This window comes from Acinetobacter schindleri CIP 107287 (assembly GCF_000368625.1).
Classification (GTDB): Bacteria; Pseudomonadota; Gammaproteobacteria; order Pseudomonadales; family Moraxellaceae; genus Acinetobacter; species Acinetobacter schindleri.
This window is the reverse complement of sequence record NZ_KB849576.1, coordinates 247,110-266,129: the sequence shown is the minus strand read 5'-3', so window position 1 is coordinate 266,129 and position 19,020 is coordinate 247,110. Positions and strand designations below refer to the sequence as shown.

16 protein-coding genes, 2 tRNA genes and 1 pseudogene are annotated in these 19,020 nt (G+C 41.0%); 9 read left to right on the top strand and 10 right to left on the bottom strand.

What is annotated here, in order from left to right:
* Position 1: 1 nt before the first annotated feature.
* The gene (locus tag F955_RS08795; protein WP_004810787.1) at positions 2-292 is read right to left on the bottom strand and encodes a co-chaperone GroES; all 291 of its coding nucleotides are present in this window, start codon (positions 290-292) and stop codon (positions 2-4) included.
* 1,221 nt (positions 293-1,513) lie between these two features.
* Here F955_RS08795 and F955_RS08790 point away from each other — a divergent pair.
* The 3 genes and pseudogenes from F955_RS08790 to F955_RS08785 all read left to right on the top strand — a co-directional run bounded on the left by F955_RS08790 (position 1,514) and on the right by F955_RS08785 (position 4,470).
* Entirely contained in the window at positions 1,514-3,343 is a 1,830-nt protein-coding gene (locus F955_RS08790) for a phosphoenolpyruvate carboxykinase (GTP) (protein ID WP_004893548.1), read from the top strand.
* 309 nt (positions 3,344-3,652) lie between these two features.
* Positions 3,653-3,849 (top strand): annotated as a pseudogene (locus F955_RS16850) (alpha-ketoglutarate permease); the annotation flags it as partial.
* Positions 3,850-4,047: 198 nt separating this feature from the next.
* A complete protein-coding gene (locus F955_RS08785; RefSeq protein ID WP_008301936.1) occupies positions 4,048-4,470 on the top strand; it encodes a hypothetical protein in 423 nt (140 codons plus the stop codon).
* Between the two features lie 48 nt (positions 4,471-4,518).
* Here F955_RS08785 and F955_RS08780 read toward each other — a convergent pair whose 3' ends face one another.
* Together F955_RS08780 and folD are read right to left on the bottom strand one after the other, a co-directional pair.
* Positions 4,519-5,187, bottom strand: coding sequence for a class I SAM-dependent methyltransferase (locus F955_RS08780; protein WP_004893542.1), 669 nt, complete (start codon positions 5,185-5,187; stop codon positions 4,519-4,521).
* A 261-nt stretch (positions 5,188-5,448) separates the two neighbouring features.
* Positions 5,449-6,297 (bottom strand): bifunctional methylenetetrahydrofolate dehydrogenase/methenyltetrahydrofolate cyclohydrolase FolD, encoded by an 849-nt coding sequence (folD, locus tag F955_RS08775; RefSeq protein WP_004893540.1) that lies wholly within the window; start codon positions 6,295-6,297, stop codon positions 5,449-5,451.
* Between the two features lie 153 nt (positions 6,298-6,450).
* Here folD and F955_RS08770 point away from each other — a divergent pair.
* Together F955_RS08770 and F955_RS08765 are read left to right on the top strand one after the other, a co-directional pair.
* Positions 6,451-6,524 (top strand) — tRNA-Cys (locus F955_RS08770).
* A gap of 10 nt (positions 6,525-6,534) precedes the next feature.
* Positions 6,535-6,620, top strand: a tRNA-Leu gene (locus tag F955_RS08765).
* A gap of 142 nt (positions 6,621-6,762) precedes the next feature.
* Here F955_RS08765 and F955_RS08760 read toward each other — a convergent pair.
* Complete coding sequence (locus F955_RS08760) at positions 6,763-6,942, bottom strand: hypothetical protein (protein ID WP_004810797.1); 180 nt, start codon at positions 6,940-6,942, stop codon at positions 6,763-6,765.
* Positions 6,943-7,301: 359 nt separating this feature from the next.
* Positions 7,302-8,294 (bottom strand): NAD(P)H-quinone oxidoreductase, encoded by a 993-nt coding sequence (locus F955_RS08755; protein ID WP_004893538.1) that lies wholly within the window; start codon positions 8,292-8,294, stop codon positions 7,302-7,304.
* A gap of 259 nt (positions 8,295-8,553) precedes the next feature.
* Between F955_RS08755 and F955_RS08750 the strand changes: the two genes are divergently transcribed.
* Positions 8,554-10,950, top strand: a complete 2,397-nt coding sequence (locus tag F955_RS08750; RefSeq protein WP_004893535.1) for a glycerophosphodiester phosphodiesterase — start codon at positions 8,554-8,556, stop codon at positions 10,948-10,950.
* A gap of 46 nt (positions 10,951-10,996) precedes the next feature.
* Here F955_RS08750 and F955_RS08745 read toward each other — a convergent pair whose 3' ends face one another.
* From F955_RS08745 to cysD, 5 genes are all read right to left on the bottom strand, one after another.
* Entirely contained in the window at positions 10,997-11,254 is a 258-nt protein-coding gene (locus tag F955_RS08745; RefSeq protein ID WP_004893532.1) for a DUF2798 domain-containing protein, read from the bottom strand.
* 32 nt (positions 11,255-11,286) lie between these two features.
* A complete protein-coding gene (locus F955_RS08740) occupies positions 11,287-11,805 on the bottom strand; it encodes a PadR family transcriptional regulator (protein ID WP_004893530.1) in 519 nt (172 codons plus the stop codon).
* A 241-nt stretch (positions 11,806-12,046) separates the two neighbouring features.
* Positions 12,047-12,313, bottom strand: coding sequence for a hypothetical protein (locus F955_RS08735; RefSeq protein WP_004893528.1), 267 nt, complete (start codon positions 12,311-12,313; stop codon positions 12,047-12,049).
* 143 nt (positions 12,314-12,456) lie between these two features.
* Positions 12,457-14,070, bottom strand: a complete 1,614-nt coding sequence (gene cysN / locus F955_RS08730) for a sulfate adenylyltransferase subunit CysN (protein ID WP_004893527.1) — start codon at positions 14,068-14,070, stop codon at positions 12,457-12,459.
* A 144-nt stretch (positions 14,071-14,214) separates the two neighbouring features.
* Positions 14,215-15,129, bottom strand: a complete 915-nt coding sequence (gene cysD / locus F955_RS08725; RefSeq protein ID WP_004810809.1) for a sulfate adenylyltransferase subunit CysD — start codon at positions 15,127-15,129, stop codon at positions 14,215-14,217.
* A gap of 321 nt (positions 15,130-15,450) precedes the next feature.
* Between cysD and F955_RS08720 the strand changes: the two genes are divergently transcribed.
* The 3 genes from F955_RS08720 (at position 15,451) to F955_RS08710 (ending at position 19,000) form a co-directional block, all read left to right on the top strand.
* A complete protein-coding gene (locus F955_RS08720; RefSeq protein WP_017401566.1) occupies positions 15,451-15,993 on the top strand; it encodes a hypothetical protein in 543 nt (180 codons plus the stop codon).
* 582 nt (positions 15,994-16,575) lie between these two features.
* Positions 16,576-17,211 carry a YqiJ family protein gene (locus tag F955_RS08715; protein WP_004893522.1) on the top strand — a complete coding sequence of 212 codons (636 nt, stop codon included), beginning with the start codon at positions 16,576-16,578 and terminating at the stop codon, positions 17,209-17,211.
* A gap of 82 nt (positions 17,212-17,293) precedes the next feature.
* A complete protein-coding gene (locus F955_RS08710; RefSeq protein ID WP_004893520.1) occupies positions 17,294-19,000 on the top strand; it encodes a flotillin family protein in 1,707 nt (568 codons plus the stop codon).
* Positions 19,001-19,020 lie beyond the last annotated feature (20 nt).

Sequence of the window (19,020 nt, the reverse complement as noted above, 5' to 3'; positions counted from 1 at the left end):
ATTAACCTTCAAGAACCGCTAAAATGTCAGATTCTTTCATGATAAGTAGTTCTTCCCCGTCTACTTTTACAGTTGTACCTGCATAAGTGCCGAACAATACTTTGTCGCCAACTTTAACGTCTAACGCGCGTACGCCATTGTCAGTGATTTGACCATTACCAACTGCAATAATTTCCCCTTGCGCTGGTTTTTCTGCTGCAGAACCTGGAAGTAAAATACCGCCAGCTGTTTTAGTTTCTTCTTCAACACGACGAATAACAACGCGGTCATGTAATGGACGAATGTTGCTCATTTTTAACTCCATCAGACTAAGTCTTTTTGATTACTGATGACGACTTAGTTATTCCCTGGTCGTCATCAAAACTTTTAGATGTCACTTTTATGGAGATGGAATAAATCGCTTCAAGGGTAAAACTGAAAAAAAATTCATTTTTTTTTATTTTTTTATCATGTGCATATACTTTTGCTGCTTTTTTCTTCAAGGCCAGTCTGAAATTAGAGCATAGCCTTCAGTTTTCAGAATTTTTCATCTTTCTATAAGCTTCTTTAAGAACGTGGTGAAGTATAATAGTGCTTATATTTGAACAGTCAGTAGATACAGCGCTACTCCTCTTTCCTATCTGATAAATAATTTAAAATAAGCAGTGCAAACACCTTAAACTCATCTTCTATATAAAGCTATTTCTTGGAATGACCTAGTTATATAGATAATTTTTTCCACATAATGAATACTATTTATATAGTGCTTCAGCCTTGTACAGGATGATCATTTCTATGCCCACATTCGTTGAAGATACTTACCTGGAGAATACTGTTATTGGCTTCATAGAGCTAAGCCTAAAAGATCAAGGTTGACTTTCTAATACCTACCAATCGTAAGTTACTAACCAATTAAAAATTAATCTTAAAGTGGTTTTTCTTAGGCGCTTTAAGAAAGCAGAAATTATAAATTTTATTTTTAAAATCAAAAATTTAAAATCACAATAAGCTATATAGCAAAGTTCAATCATGATCTTAAATAGAAATGACTCCAACATTCTATAACCACAGCCTTTTATGTGATAGAAATTAGATATATATGGTTTATAATAGTTCGGAAAATCATCAGCATTGATTATTTTTCTGGCAAACTGTCTAAATGCTAAACAGATGTCATTCAGTACTATGCAAAATTCAAATTACCCTCATTTATTTAATCAATGATAAGAGTCATTCCTAGAAAAATAATAAGTAAATGTTTTTTATAATTATATTTATTAAAAATATTAACCATAATTAAAATAAATACAAGATTACTCTGCAATGTTATTTTATATACTACTGTTTTTTAAATACTTATTTAAAATATTGCATTATGTGACAATTTAACTCTAACCCTGCTTTGGTCTTATTTTTTTTGTCATTTTATGCTTTAATACAGCCACTTTTTTTTCATATTTCATCTGGGCGATGTTTTCATCACCCAGACTATACTTTGTACATAGTTTTGTACACTTTTGAGATAGGCCTCACCATGACCCAAGTGAACGCACCAGAATTCGTTCGTCACCCTAAGCTTATTGCTTGGGTGGAAGAGATTGCTAAATTAACAAAACCAGCAAAAATTGAATGGTGTGACGGTAGCGCAGAAGAGTATCAACGTTATATCGACTTGATGATCGCTAACGGCACAATGCAAGCGCTTAACCAGGAAACTCATCCAGGTTCTTACCTTGCAAATTCTGATCCTTCTGACGTTGCTCGTGTTGAAGGTCGTACTTATATCTGTTCAGAAAACAAAGAAGACGCTGGCGCGACAAATAACTGGGAAGCTCCAGCTGAAATGCGTGCCCGCCTAAATGGCTTATTTGACGGTTCAATGAAAGGTCGTACTTTGTACGTTGTTCCTTTCTCTATGGGTCCTTTAGGTTCTCATATTGCACACATCGGTATCGAACTGACTGACTCTCCTTATGTTGCTGTTAGCATGTCTAAAATGGCGCGTATGGGTAAAGCGGTTTATGACGTTTTAGGTACTGACGGCGAATTCGTTCCATGTGTACACACTGTTGGTGCACCATTGGAAGAAGGTCAAAAAGACGTTGCTTGGCCATGTAACCCAGACAAATGGATCGTACATTATCCAGAAACGCGTGAAATCTGGTCTTACGGTTCCGGTTACGGCGGTAACGCATTGCTAGGTAAAAAATGTCTAGCTTTACGTATTGCATCTTACATGGGTCGTCAACAAGGTTGGTTAGCTGAACACATGCTGATCCTTGGCGTGACGAATCCACAAGGCGAAAAACATTACATCGCAGCTGCATTCCCTTCTGCGTGTGGTAAAACAAACTTCGCGATGCTGATTCCACCAGCGGGCTACGAAGGCTGGAAGATTGAAACTGTAGGTGACGATATTGCCTGGATCAAACCAGGTGAAGACGGTCGTCTATATGCAATTAACCCTGAAGCTGGTTTCTTCGGTGTAGCGCCTGGTACAAATACCAAAACTAACCCGAACTGTATGGCGACACTTCATAAAGACGTGATCTATACAAACGTTGCTGTGACTGACAACGGCGAAGTATGGTGGGAAGGTCTGACTAAAGAAGCGCCTGCAAACCTGACTAACTGGAAAGGTCAACCACACACTGGCGAAGAAAAAGCAGCTCACCCGAATGCTCGCTTCACCGTTGCTGCGGGTCAATGCCCTTCTATCGACGCTGACTGGGAAAATCCAGCAGGCGTTCCAATTTCTGCGTTCATCTTCGGTGGTCGCCGTGCGGACACAGTGCCTCTAATCTCAGAAGCATTTGACTGGGTAGACGGTGTTTATAAAGCTGCAACTATGGGCTCTGAAACTACTGCTGCTGCTGTTGGTCAACAAGGTATTGTTCGTCGTGATCCATTCGCCATGCTTCCATTTGCTGGCTACAACATGGCTGACTACTTCACTCACTGGTTAGAAATGGGTGAGAAAGTTGGCGAGAAAGCTGCTGCTGCTGGTAACAAGCTTCCAGGTATCTACAACGTGAACTGGTTCCGTCGTGATGCTGAAGGCAACTTCGTATGGCCTGGTTTCGGTCAAAACATGCGTGTTCTTGAGTGGATCATCGATCGTTGTGAAGGTCGTGCAACTGCTGTTGACACTCCAATTGGCCGTGTTCCAACTTACGAACAGTTGAACTGGACTGGTACCGACTTCTCTAAAGAGCAGTTTGACCTTGTAACTTCTCAAGATAAAGATCAATGGATCAAAGAACTTGAAAGCCATACTGAATTGTTCGAAAAACTAGGTGACCGTATGCCAGAAGCGTTGAAAAAACGCCAAGCTGAATTACTGGAAGCTGTTAAATCTGCATAATTGCTGGTTTAATTTAAAAAAGGTCGCATAAGCGGCCTTTTTTTATTGCTGGTTATTCATTAAATTTAAGTACTTTCATTTTTCCAATTTCTGTAGTTATTAGATCTCTCTAATACCTCTTAAATTATTCAAGAACAACATTTGATCAATAAAAATTATATTAAAAATCAATAATTTAATATAAAATTAAATAATTTAATGTTTTGAATTATCAAAACTATCTCTCTTGTTTTATTAAGACTCAAGTTCTATAAAAAATTAAAAACCACATCAGCATAAGACACTGTAATTATTTAACTTTACTTCGATAAAACATGTGTCAACTCTATTCTCGGTGGTTTCACAGGAAACCTGGTCGAATGCACGACTGGTATGTTTATGCAGCCTTTACTTTATATTTTGCTTCGTAAGTTTCCCCTAAGGACGATGACACCGTAAAGCTGTTGCTGTTTTACCTTAGTTTTTTTAATGCGCCGATTGGCGCATGGATTATGGGAATTTATGCATATTGCTGACTTATATCTTCATGAAAGACACTAAAAAATACAGCATGATTACTGATGACTAATTAATGCTTGAGCTGTTTAAGCTTTCTGAGTGGAAACATTCAGAAAGCTTTTTTATTGGATTTTTAAGTTTACTGCCATTTTGTCTTTTCAATGCTATGGCATACTTGCTGTATAAAAAAATGGGAAATCATCATGATGAAAAAAACAGTTTTTCTACTAGGTTTGGGTTTCGGCACTTTGGTGCTTACTGCCTGCCAAAGCACACCTCAACCTTATAACGGTCAATCTGGTTACGAAGTCATTGAGCAAAGTGCAAATACTGCAACATTGCGCTATACACTTTCTGGTCGTACCAGTCAGGATGAAGGAAAATTGCAGGCTGCTTGCAGACAGGCACTTGGTACTTCTAAAAACTGGAATGTAAGCGTACTCAGCAGTAATGAGATTAGTAATACTGCATTACCAGATGAACAGTATGGTCGCCAGCTCGGCAATAGCCGTACTCAAATCAGCTTAAGCAACACACCTGACCTGTACAATACTGAAAATCCAGGCGCGCGTGATGCCCTGAATGCCCGCCCAAGCACATTACGCGTGATTCAATTTACCTGTTCTTAATCTTTGAAATATAAGAAAGGGCTTAATGCCCTTTTTTTATTTTCCGATTCAAAGTGTCTTATAGAAACTGACGTTTCTGAATTCTGGAGATTCATCCAGATCCGGCCAAGTCGTAGCACTACGCTCATCCAGTTTTTCGTATTGGGGATGACTAAAGTTTTTCACGCGACTGTCTGCAACCCACACTTCAGGCGCAAATTTTAAAAACTCATCCAGAAAGAAACGGTTGCATTGGTCATAAAGTACGTCGGCGGCTAACAGGATATCCACCTGTTCTGCCTTATACAGATCATTCAAGTATTCAAGCTCAACACCATTCAACTCAGCATTGGCATGACATGCATCTAAACTCACTTGATCGATGTCACAGCAAATCACACGCTTAGCACCTGCCATTTTTGCTGCAATTGCAACGACACCTGAACCTGTACCAAAATCCAACACGACTTTATCTTTTACATGATGTGGTTCTGCCAGCAGCCACTGCGCCATCGCAAGACCAGATGCCCAGCAAAAGATCCAATACGGCGTATCATTCCAGATACGACGGATGACTTCATCATCCAGCTTATCAGTTGGAAATACTGGCGGAATTAGCCAAAGTGAAATAGGTGTATCCGGCAATTGCTGTGCATGCAGTTCACAATGTGGAATCACATCATGCAAGGCTTGTAGAAGATGCTCAGGAGCTTTAGGAAATTGGAAAGTACAGCTCATATAAAAGCCTTGGTGCAAAAAATCTTTTATTGGAATTTATAAATTAACCAGAATACATGACCATGTCATTCGCAGCTGTCCGAGGCCACCTAAAATTTGATTCGCTCTGTTTCTGCGACTTATTCATCGCTAAAGGAATAAGACGAGTTCTGCGAATGACAAATGGTTTTGGTTACTTTTGCCGAAACAAAAGTAACGATCGAGCTTCTTAAATCTGTAGTCACAACGGTAAGACTCCACCGCAACTACTTTTAATCTCAATTAACCTAAAGCTTTCTCAGCAGCTTCAACTGTTTGACGAATCAATGTTGTGATCGTCATTGGGCCTACACCACCTGGAACTGGCGTGTAAGCAGAAGCAATTTCTTCGATACCAACTAACTGGATATCACCTACACCACCGCCATCACGTGGATGGAAGCCAGCATCAACCACTACTGCACCTGGTTTGATCCAGTCTTTTTGAATCAGTTCAGCTTTACCTACCGCACCAACAATGATATCCGCTTGTTTCACAAATTCCGGCAGGTTTTGAGTACGTGAGTGGCAAATCGTCACAGTGGCATTCGCTTCAAGCAGCATCGCTGCCATTGGTTTGCCCAAAATTGCAGAACGGCCAACAACAACAGCGTGTTTACCTGCAATTTCAATATTGTTTTCTTTCAGAATGGTCATGATACCAGCAGGTGTTGCAGAACCATATGCCGCTTCACCCATCGCCATACGGCCATAGCCAAGGCAAGTTACACCGTCCACATCTTTTTCCAGCGAGATGGCATCGAAACAAGCACGCTCATCAATTTGCACAGGCACTGGGTGTTGCAACAAAATACCGTGAACATCAGGATTTGCATTGAGTTTTTCAATTTCTGCAAGAAGTTGTTCAGTTGTGGTTTCTTTTGGAAGCTCAACTTTCAATGAATCCATACCGACACGATGGCAAGCATTACCTTTCATACGAACATAAGTTGCAGATGCACCATCGTCACCTACCAAAATAGTCGCAAGAATTGGAGTACGACCTGATTTTGCTTTCAGCGCTTCCACGCGAGTTAACAAGTCAGCTTCAATTTGCTTCGCCAATGCACGACCGTCTAGAACTAATGCCACGGCACTTCTCCCAAGTGTTGATATGAATCAATTTTGCACATTCTACATGATAATTCTCAATATTTTCCGCCATATGCTGCTTTTATGCGCATATGAATGAATACACTATTGTTTTTTTTTGAGAGCTTGATAATATACGCATCAACAAGACGCGGCGGGGTGGCAGAGTGGTCATGCAGCGGACTGCAACTCCGTGGACGCCGGTTCGATTCCGACCTCCGCCTCCATCTTGTTAAAGCCCGAGTGGTGAAATCGGTAGACACAGGGGATTTAAAATCCCCCGCCCACAAAGCGTGCCAGTTCGAGTCTGGCCTCGGGCACCATTCTTCTACTACTGAAGATGGTGCAAATAAAGAACCCAGCGAAAGCTGGTTTTTTTATGCCTGAAATTTAGTGAAATCTATTTACAGCCGAAATCAATAAAATAGATTTGCCTTCTGCGAGGCTAAGATAGCTTGAATCGGCTTAACGACGTTTGCGTTTAGGCTTAGACAATTTGGTCATATAACTTTCAAGATTTAATAATGCCAAATAGAAAATTTTAGCCTGCTGTGTCGTAACCCGGTTAAATAATCTGGCTTGAATCACTTGTGTTAGTGCTCGAGTTTGATGGATCCGTTTAAATGGTCCTTTTGCAATCATCATCGCTATTACTCTCTTGGATAAAGGAGAACAAGGTGACTATTGGATAAACAGTCTCTATAAGGATTGCAAAAACCTGACCATTTTTTACTTAAAGTTCAAAAACATAACTACCGTTCATCGGAATTAATAAAATAGCTCTCAAATAAAAAATCTAAATATTTGTTATTTATATATTTTTATAAAAAAGGACTGTGAGAAAATTTTCACATAAATAAGTATGTTTTCTTTCAAGTTTAAATGCTATAAATTTCAGCTGTTATTATATTGCTAAAAACTGACATACCTTGTCATTTTTTGCACAAAAAAAGGGAGGGAAACCAATAGATCCCTCTCCTTTAAGTATTTTAATAATATGTGAACTAGATCACTTCTACCACAATTTTCCCGATATGTTCACCCGTATCCATGGCTGTATGCGCCTCCTGAATCTGGTCAAACTTAAAGGTCTGATAAATCATTGGCAGACATTCGCCTTTTGCCCATAAGGGTACCACATGCGTTTTCAAACCTTGTGTAATTTCGGCTTTTTCAGCCGTGCTACGTGCACGCATGGTTGAACCGGTAATCGTCAGACGTTTCATCATGATCTGACCCAGTTTCACTTCTTTAGCCTTGGCACCACCCAAAAATGCGATATATACCAGACGGCCATCACGACGGAGCAAATTCAAGTTACGCTCTAAATATGGCGCACCGACCATATCCAGAATCACATCTACACCCGCATTATCCGTTGCTTCATTAATGACCTGCTCAAAGTCCTGAGTCTTGTAATTGATTCCTGTGGTCAGATGTGAAATCGACTGGATTTTTTCGTCACTACCTGCTGTGGCAAAGGTTTTAATACCCAAGGATTTACATAGCATGAGTGCCGTGGTTCCAATCCCACTAGTTCCGCCATGCACCAATACCGTTTCTCCCGCCTTGGCTTTACCCATCTGGAACACATTTGCCCACACCGTAAAGAAGGTTTCAGGAATCGCAGCAGCCTGTACAAAGCTCACGCCTTCAGGAATATTTAAAGTCTGGCTTTCAGGTACGACGCAATATTCTGCATAGCCCCCACCATTGGTCAGGCCACACACCTTGTCACCAACTTTAAACTGATTTACGTCACTTCCAACTGCAACCACTTCACCGGCTACTTCCAGACCTGGAACAGGTGTCACCCCTTTTGGCATTGGGTACAAGCCCTGACGCTGCAAGATATCCGGACGGTTAATTCCAAAGGCATGAACCTTGACCAGCACCTCATCGGCCTTCGGTTCAGGAATGACAACCGTTTCATAAGCAAGTTTATCCACTCCACCCGGTTCTGTAATGATGACGTGTTGCATAGTTTTTTGTGACATAGATCGTTCCGCATGTATTAACTGTTTCCTAACCCTATTTGAACATAGATAATTCCCGCTTTAAAGCCAAGTCGGACTTATGTCGAAGACCTAGCCATCATTAAGAAAAATGTATGGCATCGAGATCTCACCTTATTCTTTAAAAAAAGAAATTTTAATCTGTAAGAATTATTTTCATTTATGACAAATCCATATAAATGTCATGTTCTGCTTTTAATTTCTCAAATTCAAATATAAATGACTTGAGAATATTAAAAGTATGAAACCTGCTCATCTCTACCTCTCTATTTTGCTGTCCTTGGGCCTCACCGCATGTTCGGACGATGACGACAAGAATTCAGGCTCCTCTCAGCCACCGGTAACCCAGCCAGATCAGCCAGTTCCTGAGCCCAATATTCCTGATGAAGAAGTTCCCATTCCAGAAGTTCTGCTGGATGAAAATTTTGATAAATGGACGGCTCTTTCTGGTGACTGGATACAACCTAAAAATAACGCAGGCCAGGTATATCTTGAAAATGGCGATTTGTATATCGATGGTCGTGCCCATAGCACACAAATGACAACCCTGCTTCTGCCAGAGAAATTCCAGCAATTACGCAATTACCGTATCGATATGGAATTTTCATTTGAAGAAGCACTCAATGAAGCCCGCTGGGGCAGTATCATCTACCGAGGCGCAGATCAGTTCGCTGATCCGTCTTTTACCCCCTATTACCAGTTTGCCATGCGGGTTGCTACCACCAGTGCTAGTGGTCTGGAACTATCTTTACGCATGCCGACCAATAGTTGGAATGTGCTTCAGAAATCTGCTCATAGCGAAGATATTGGCCTTCAGAAAACTCACAAGGCCAGCGTTGTAGTGTATGGAAATCGTGTACGGCATTATCTGGATGATCAACTGGTATTGGATAGCACCTTGCCTTATAACCTGGCTCAAGGCAGCATTGGTTTATCTAGTGCCGGCTTATTGATGAAAGTAAGCCACCTCAAAGTCACTGAACAACTCGATGCCTTGCCTGAATCCAATAAAGTCACTGACATTATTGACCAGCAACTCCCGGTTTCAATGGCACCGACTTTAGCCCAGGCTGCACCGCTTAATGGCCCAGTCTCGACCGCGGCTACCCATGTTGCTTATCAGCTTGATGCAGATCTTAATTTACTAAGCAACAATCAGAAAGTAAGCCACCTGACTGATTATCTTAAAGATACTCAGCGTCGAACTTTACCTTTACTCACTCTCCAAAATTCAGCAACCATTCAGGCACTGAAAGGATTGACAGAAGATTATGATCTGGCTGATATCACCCTCATTTCCGATAATGTAGATTTACTGCGTCAGGCCCGTATTGATTTACCGATGCTCCGAACAGCTCTGGATTATTCCAAGCAGACCGGGCTGGGTTATAACAGCAAAGATATCGTGACCATCGCCCACAATACCAATGTATCGCTATCCAAAATCGTCATCTTGCCACCACAATTACTAACACGTGAAGCAGTTAGTCATCTACAACGTTTATTGATTACACCTTGGGCCAAGAGTGACAGTACACAGGTCTTGGACGCAGCAAAAATTCTAGCTACAGGTGTTAATGGAATTTATAGCAACCATCCTGACCTATATAAAGAAATTATGCAGCGCATGGCACCCAACACCCTGTTGCGTAAGCCGCTGATTACCGGACATCGCGGTATCCCGGCGCAAGACGATGAAAACACACTGGAGGGCACTCTCAAAGCGATCACTGTAGGAGCTGATGCAGTGGAATACGACGTGTATCTGACTAAAGATGACCATGTCATTCTTATGCATGATACCTCTGTGCTACGCACGACTGGTGTCAATCGCAATATTGAGGACATGACACTGGCAGAAGTACGTGAGCTCCGAACGCTGAACTATAACCGTCAGATTCCTACCATGGATGAAGTGCTGGCTGAGGTGAAAAAGTACCCACATGTCACCAACTTTATTGAAATTAAAAGCTACAAGCCCGAGATCGTACCAAAGATCAAAGCACTGCTAGATAAACATGATGCCTATGATCAAGCTATTGTGATCAGTTTTAGTGGCGACCAGATTTTACAAATGAAGAATGTGCTTCCAGGTGTATCAACCGGTTTCCTTACCAGTACTCCAGCCGCACAAAGCGATTTGGTCAATACACGGCGAATTCTGGATGCGACTCAACAGTATTCATCCACTTTCAATCCGTCTTTTAGCGGCTTGAGTGCGAATTTAATGCGTACTGCCTCCCAGCGCGGAGTCACTTTCTGGCCGTGGACGTTCCGTTTAAACAAAGATGATTTTAATCGTATGTATGTCCAAGGAACACATGGTCTCACCACAGATTATGCACATGATGCATCTAATTTTGTGGTAAAACTGAATACGCCAAAACAGCTCAATGCTACAGCAGGTCAAGCTCTGGAAATTCCGGGTGAGATTCAGACACAAGTTGGCAGTAAATCCTCTTATATCTTTAAAAATATGCTGGTTCTGCCTGGCTCGGCTAAATATACGCAAAATGGTCAGAGTGTAACATTTGCAGAGAAAGGCACAGCTTATGTTATGCCGCGTTATGACTATACAATCGCTCCAAACTATACATACACCCTGTATGCAGAACCTGTAACTGTCACTATCCAATAATAGTTTTATAAGCAAAACACCCAATTCACAAATTGGGTGTTTTCATTTAAAGATTTCCTTTAGGCACATCCACGAATTTCATTAGGGTACGACGTACTAAGGGCAGCATCACCAAAATTAATGGAAATGCCATCAGCCATGACATGCTCCAGGCATGCAGCCATAATGAAATAAACTGATCACTCCAGCCCTTATTGAGTAGCATGTTAAAGCAGGAAATTGCACCACTCATAATGCCGGAAAGGATCAAAGGCATGAGCCAATTCAAATGTTTGACATGAAATTTGGGAACTATTTTTTTCATCATTTTACCTGATTTTTAAATCGTGAATCGGATTACAGACGTGTGATGTTTATGGCTGCTTGATTAATCTGTTCTGCAATTTCATGTATTTGGATTTCATTAAGTTCGCTATGTTGAATCTTTAAACGCAGTGAGGTTTTTAAATTTTCCATCGCATGCTTAATATCGACATATTGTTCATTCAATTGAATTTGTTTGCGCGTATTAAAACGGTCTAGTACCTTTTGTAAGGTTTGCTGATGTTCTTTGAGATGTGCCTGACCTTTGTCAGTAATGTGATACTGCTTGCGCTCATCAGCACTCATAGTCATTTGCGTATATTGCTGTTCTTCAAGATAACTAATGGTTGGACAGATTGTGCCGGTGCTCGGCTTATAGTTCCCACCCACTAAAGCAGCCACTTCTTTAATAATGTCGTAGCTAAATTTGGGTGCTTGGGCAATAAAATGCAGCACCAGCAATTTCATTTCACCTGCTTCAAACAGACGTTTGCGAGTTTTTGGAGAGTTCTCTTGTTCTTCTGTTAGGACAGAATTAGGAATTATAGACATAGCAAAGATATATCTTAAAATTAATTAAGATATATCTTACCATACTTAAGCAAAGCGATAAAAGTCAGATTTAAAGATAAAGAAATTCGACAAAAAATGTTTTTTGAAGAACATCAATATACAGGCTCATTCCTAGTTAAGATCAATATTGAAAAATTAATGGAAAACCCATAATGTGTATTGTTACCGCCTTATATGAATGCTTAAATGTGGATGATTGATAATCTCACACATTAGAATTTTAACGTTTATATTCCCTTACCATCCGGTCACTTATATCCTCCGGATAACAAAGTGGCGCATATCCACCCGCTCGGTTATAAGCACTACGCTTACCACAACGACTACCATTACTCGCTGTATTATAAGGACATGGGCAATTACCCGGATAACTCTCAATTGATTCTTTAATAATCTTCTGCTTGATTGCTTCAACGCTTTGGCTACTCTGTTTGGCTTCAACTCCAAAAGTCATACACAAGCCAGCCAGCAATAATAATTTTTTCATAAATCCCCCATCTAGGGAGAATTGTATTTAGTAACTAATAAATTGAAAGATCACATTTTGACTAATCGAATGATTTTCATGCAAACAAATTTAGGCAATAAAAAACCCGCCTTACAGCGGGTTTCTCTAAAACCAGTCCAGTCTTATAGACGAACCAGTTCCACAATTTTCTCAGCAAGTTCTTCAGCAGATTCCTGAGCAAAAGTCACATCTGTACCTTCAGTTACCTCAGTCACCACAACCACACCAGTTTCACGAACCAGCGCAACTTGATCAGCTGAAAGACCGACTTTTGCAATCGCAACCACACCTTGCTGAATTAACAGGCTTTCAAGTGCTTGAGCATTTTCAAGCGCTTTAGCAGATACAGATACCGCAGCTGGTTTTTGACCCAAACGTGCAGCACGATCTTCAGCAGTCACAGGATTGGTATGTGCAGTCCATTCGATTGCATCTTCAATCATGCCCGCACCAACAGTGACGTTGCTTAAACGGTCAATGAAGATAAACGAACCAGTATGACGGCTTTCACGGTAACGGTCGAATACCACTGGCGCATCAAACTCGATTTGAACATCAGCAATTGCGTTCAGATCCAGCTGCTCTACCTGAGTTTTCTCAAGTGTATTGACGTTTACACGGTAGTTGATCTCTGCAACTTTTGCAGGAACCGTTTGCGTACCTAGCTTAACGTTATACAACTTACCTTTAACCAATGGCTGGTCATTCATCCATACCACAGAAGCACGAACCGAACGTGAAGCTAAAGGCTGATCACCCGCTTTAACCAGCATATTGCCGCGAGAAATATCAATCTCATCGTTCAAGGTTAAAGTCACTGCCTGACCTGCAAATGCACGTTGCAAATTGCCGTCAAAAGTTACAATTTCCTTAACTGTAGATTTCTTGCCTGATGGTAAAGCAACAATCTCATCGCCTACAGCCACTTCACCCAGCGCTATAGTACCGCAGAAACCACGGAAGTCGAGGTTAGGACGGTTAACATACTGAACCGGGAAACGGAATTCTTCCTTATCTGCGCTGTGGGTAATTTCAACAGTTTCCAGAGTACCCATCAGGGTCTGGCCTGTATACCACGGCGTATTTTCAGACTTGTTCACCACGTTATCGCCATTCAGGGCAGAAATCGGTGTGAAGATAATATTCGCTGGCGTACGGTCACCTAACTGGTTCACGAAGTTAGTATAGTCTGCCTTGATCTCGTTGAAGCGAGCTTCAGAGAACTCCACTAGGTCCATTTTGTTGATCGCAACAATAATGTTCTTAATACCCAGCAGGCTGGCAATAAAGCTATGACGGCGAGTCTGAGTCTGTACGCCATAACGTGCGTCAATCAGGATAATTGCAAGATCTGCAGTAGACGCACCTGTCGCCATGTTACGGGTATATTGCTCATGTCCCGGAGTATCCGCGATGATGAACTTACGTTTTTCAGTAGAGAAATAACGGTAAGCGACATCAATGGTAATCCCCTGCTCACGTTCCGCTTGCAGACCATCTACCAGCAAAGCCAAGTCAGGTGCATCGCCAGTCGTACCGACTTTTTTAGAATCACGCGTCACAGCTTGCAACTGATCTTCATAAATCAGTTTTGAATCGTAAAGCAAACGACCGATTAAAGTAGATTTACCATCATCAACGTTACCGCAAGTTAAGAAACGCAGTAAGTCTTTATTTTCATGTTGTTTTAAATAGCTCAGGATATCCTGGCTGATTAATTCAGATTGATGAGACATCGCTCAAACTCCACAAATGCTTAAGAAATCGGTTTAATCTTGAATCCCTCTAAGTCTCCCTTTGGTAAAGGGAGACTTGGCTCCGTTCCGTTGGGAGTTCCCCTTCTTTATTAAAGAAGGGGTTAGGGGAAGATTTGAAGATGCTTAGAAGTAGCCTTCCTGCTTCTTCTTCTCCATTGAACCTGCCTCATCATGGTCAATCATACGGCCTTGACGCTCAGAGCTGGTTGCAAGCAACATTTCCTGGATAATTTCCGGCAAGGTGTTGGCAGTGGATTCAACTGCACCCGTTAATGGGTAACAACCTAAAGTACGGAAACGTACCGATTTCATTTGTGGAACTTCACCTTCTTTTAAAGGCATACGCTCATCGTCCACCATAATCAGTGTACCGCTGCGCTCAACGACTGGGCGTTCAGCAGCAAGATATAGTGGAACCAATGGAATACTTTCAAGATAGATGTATTGCCAGATATCAAGCTCAGTCCAGTTTGATAATGGGAATACACGAATACTTTCGCCTTTGTTGACTTTACCGTTGTAAAGGTTCCAAAGTTCTGGACGCTGGTTTTTAGGATCCCAACGGTGTTTCGAGTCACGGAATGAGTATACTCGCTCCTTGGCACGAGATTTTTCTTCGTCACGGCGTGCACCACCGAAGGCAGCATCGAAACCATATTTATCAAGTGCCTGTTTTAGCCCTTGAGTCTTCATGATGTCGGTGTATTTTGAGCTACCGTGATCGAATGGGTTAATACCCGCATCACGGCCTTCTTTGTTCTGATGCACGATCAGATCAAAGCCATGAGTTTTTGCCATGTTGTCACGGAAGGCAATCATGTCTTTGAATTTCCAGCCCGTGTCTACATGAAGTAGCGGGAATGGAAGTTTTGCAGGGTAAAACGCTTTTAATGCTAGATGCAGCATTACTGCGGAATCTTTACCAATCGAATAAAGCATGACTGGGTTTTCAAACTCGGCAGCAACTTCGCGAATGATGTGAATACTCTCAGCTTCAAGCTGTTTAAGATGAGTAAGTCTTTCCTCATTTAATGACATGGACAACCTGCGTATTACACGTGTACTTATTACACTTTATAAAATTTATATTCATTATAGTGATTAAGTTTTCATAACGTTTTCTTGTTTTGTGCTATCCATATATCAAAACATCATATAAAACTTCACTGATAAGTATTATTAGTTTTATTCAATCTAGTGATTTTTAATGCTTTGAATTTTAGTATTTTCTTCTATTTAGCTTTTTAAACCTACTATTTTTTAGCAATAACTTCATAGATAAATCATCTAAAGTACCTGTTCCCAACGGTAGCAAAACCACCTAGAGTAATCCTAGTACCTATGGATCTAAATTTAGACATGCCATTTACTCAATATACCCTAGAAACGTTAAAAACCCGTCTTGAACGGGCCAACCTGGCTGGCTATATCTATCAGCATCAACAACACATGCTGATTTTACAAGGCCCCTTTTCTGATGATGGTAATACTTTAAATGTCTATATACAGCATGAACTGACTGCAGATCAGATTGGTCTACAGTTCGGAGTGCGCCTGCAAGACAATAATGCTGAATACGTTATCGGCCTGACGCATAGTAACCAGAATCCGAAATATGAGATTGGTGCAGGTAATCTGAAAGGTGACCAGAAGGCCTTCAACCTTTTATATGCTTTTTATAACTACCCTAAAGCATTTTATCTGGTTGCCCTACCTTTAGCCGCGAATAGCCAGACACTTGAACAGGAACTTGAAGATCAGCTGTTTAGCAAGCCCGAATTGGATTTCCTGAATACGGCGGTAAAAACTAATCCAATGGGTGAACAGGTACAATGGATGAAAGCGTATATTCTTCAGCAAGCTTTAGATATGAAAGTACGTATTCAGACGTCATTGTTGTAATTCTACTTAGGCTAATTGAATTAATCGTAGAGTCGATACACATGCGATCAGCTCAATTCAATTTAGCCTTCTTTCGGCAATCTTCAGGTTGAGATATTTATATAAATCAATTGTTTTCAGATCAGCATAACAGACATATACTTTTTAAAAAGAAAGATAAACATTAAAAATGTTTAATGTTGCGCTTTCTCGCATTCATTACTACCTACCTCCTATCCGATACTAGAAAGTGCTTATTAAGATATCCTTCGATCAAATAAAGTCATTGTCACTGACCTAAATGCCTGTTTCATTCGAATTTCAGCTTCAACAAAACTGTGACCACGTTAATTTTTTATCCATTTATTCATAAATTTATTAAGATACTGTCATCTTTTTGAAGCTATTGTTTTCTAAAATATTAATTTGATAACTCATACAAGAATTCAATCTAATTTCCAAATATTTAAAATTATTCAAGTTTCATATCCGCTACTTTTGTGTATTTAGATTGCAAAATGTATAATCAATGTTATCTTTTTATAAGCAAGAATTATTCTTACTCATTTTGCCAAACATAATTATAGATAGAGACCCGAAGGAATGTGGGAGCTTTTTACCGAACCGTCAAATGTTGTTTTCAGCATTAGTCTTGGCCTGATGCTGATGTTTGCAGCGCTGGAATGTATATTGCTGTTTCTGGGTGGTGGTTCACAAAGTGTTTTTGACCAACTCTTACCTGAAGACTCGCATCATGTAGACTTTCATCCCGCCAATAACCCTAATATCTTTAGCAAGGTATTTGACTGGTTGTATCTGGGACAACTTCCTCTTTTTATTTGGCTGATCATTTTCCTGACCACCTATGGCTTAAGCGGTCTTTTGATTCAAGGTATATTTGAACGTTTTACTGGCCATTTAATTAATGGCTGGATCATTTCTCCCGCCTGCCTGTTCCTGTGCATGCCCTTGGTCCGTTTTAATGCCAAAATAGCTGAAAAGATCCTGCCAAAAGATGAAACCACTGCGATTCATATCGAAGAACTGATTGGCCGAACTGCAATCATTATCCTCGGCGATGCTCGTGCCAACTCACCAGCACAAGCCAAAGTTCAGGATCAGTATGGCCATACCCATTATGTGCTGGTCGAACCTGCCAATGGTGAAATCCTGAAACAGGGCCAATCTGTAATTTTAATGGATAAAACCCGTAATGGCTTCCAGGCCATGAAAGTCTAAATACTTATTCTCTCTTACTTTATATTTATTATTTAATCCAAAATTATATTTTCAAATACGCTAAAACAGAGAACAAACAACAATGCTAAATTTTGATTTATATAACATTTTAATCATTACTGGGGTTATTTTCGCCGGCCTGATCACCTTTGGTCTGATCATTGCTCGCCTTTACCGTCGTTCAAGTAAGGAAATTTCTTTTGTCCGTACCGGTTTTGGCGGAGAGAAAGTCATTCTAGGCGGTGGTGCGCTAGTTCTGCCGGTATTGCATGAAATTATACCGGTAAATATGAATACCCTGCGTCTGGAAGTTCGCCGTGCTGATGATCAGGCACTGATTACCCGCGACCGTATGCGTGTCGATGTTATGGCTGAATTCTATGTCCGGGTTAAACCAACCGCAGATTCAATTGCAACGGCAGCACAAACCCTTGGTCAAAAAACCATGTCACCGAACGAGCTGAAAAATCTGGTAGAGGGCAAATTCGTGGACTCGTTACGTGCTGTAGCTGCTGAAATGGCGATGGAAGAGCTGCATGAAAAGCGTGTCGACTTTGTACAAAAAGTACAGCAAGTCGTGTCGGAAGATCTGCATAAAAATGGTCTTGAACTCGAAACTGTTTCTTTAACAGGTCTGGATCAGACTGGCTTCAAATATTTCAATCCACAAAATGCTTTCGATGCTGAAGGTCTGACTAAACTTACTGAAACCATTGAAGACCGTCGCCGTAAACGCAACCATATTGAACAGGATACCGATCTGGCAATTAAAACCAAGAATCTTGAAGCTGAACAGGCACGCTTACAGATTATTCGTGAAGAAGAATACGCCAAACTGCAACAGGAACGTGAAATTTCGATTCGTCGCGCTGAACAGCTGGCTGAGATTGCAGCCCAAGAAGCTGCTAAAAAACGTGAAGCAGAGGAAGCACGTATTGCGGCTGAACGCGAAGTTGAATTAAAACGCATTCTGGCTGCCCGTGATGTCGAAAATGAAAATATCCAGAAAGCACAGATTATTCAAAAAGCTCAGGTTGAACAAAAGAAAACCATTGAACTGGCTGAACAGGATCGTGCAATTGCGATTGCTGAAAAATCTCGTGCCGAATCTGAGGCCAAAGCACAAGCAGATCTTGCCCGTGCTCAAGCAGTAAAAGCTGAAGAAGAAGTCGTGACAGTACGTCAGATTCAGCAGGCAGAACGTCAAAAAGCAGTTGAACTGGTGGCTGCTAAAGAACAGGCTGAGAAAGATGCAATTGCGATTACCGTGGCTGCTGAAGCAGGTAAACAGGCAGCGGCTGATGATGCAGAAGCGATTCGTATTGCCGCTGAAGCAGAAGCTGAAAAAGTTCGTTTAAAAGCCAAGGGGGAAGCAGATGCTAAAGTTCTCCTCGCTCAGGCAATGGAAAAACAGTATCAGGTCGATGCTGAAGGTACCCGTGCAGTGAATGAAGCTAACAATGTACTGTCTTCAGAGCAGGTAGAAATGCAGATCCGTCTGGCTATGCTCAAATACTTACCTGAAATTATCCGTGAAAGTGTCAAGCCAATGGAAAACATTGATGATATAAAGATTCTTCAGGTAAATGGCCTTCACGGAGCACATACAGGTTCTTGTCAGGCAGATGCCCATCATGAAAGTAGTAATGTTGCTCTCTCTGACCAAGTTGTAAATAGTGCCCTGCGCTACCGCAGTCAAGCTCCGCTCATTGACAGTCTGATGAGTGAGTTAGGCATTCAGGGTGGTGATATTAATGGGATGACACAAAGTCTAAAAACGAAAACCTAAAAATTTATCGCTAAAATTTA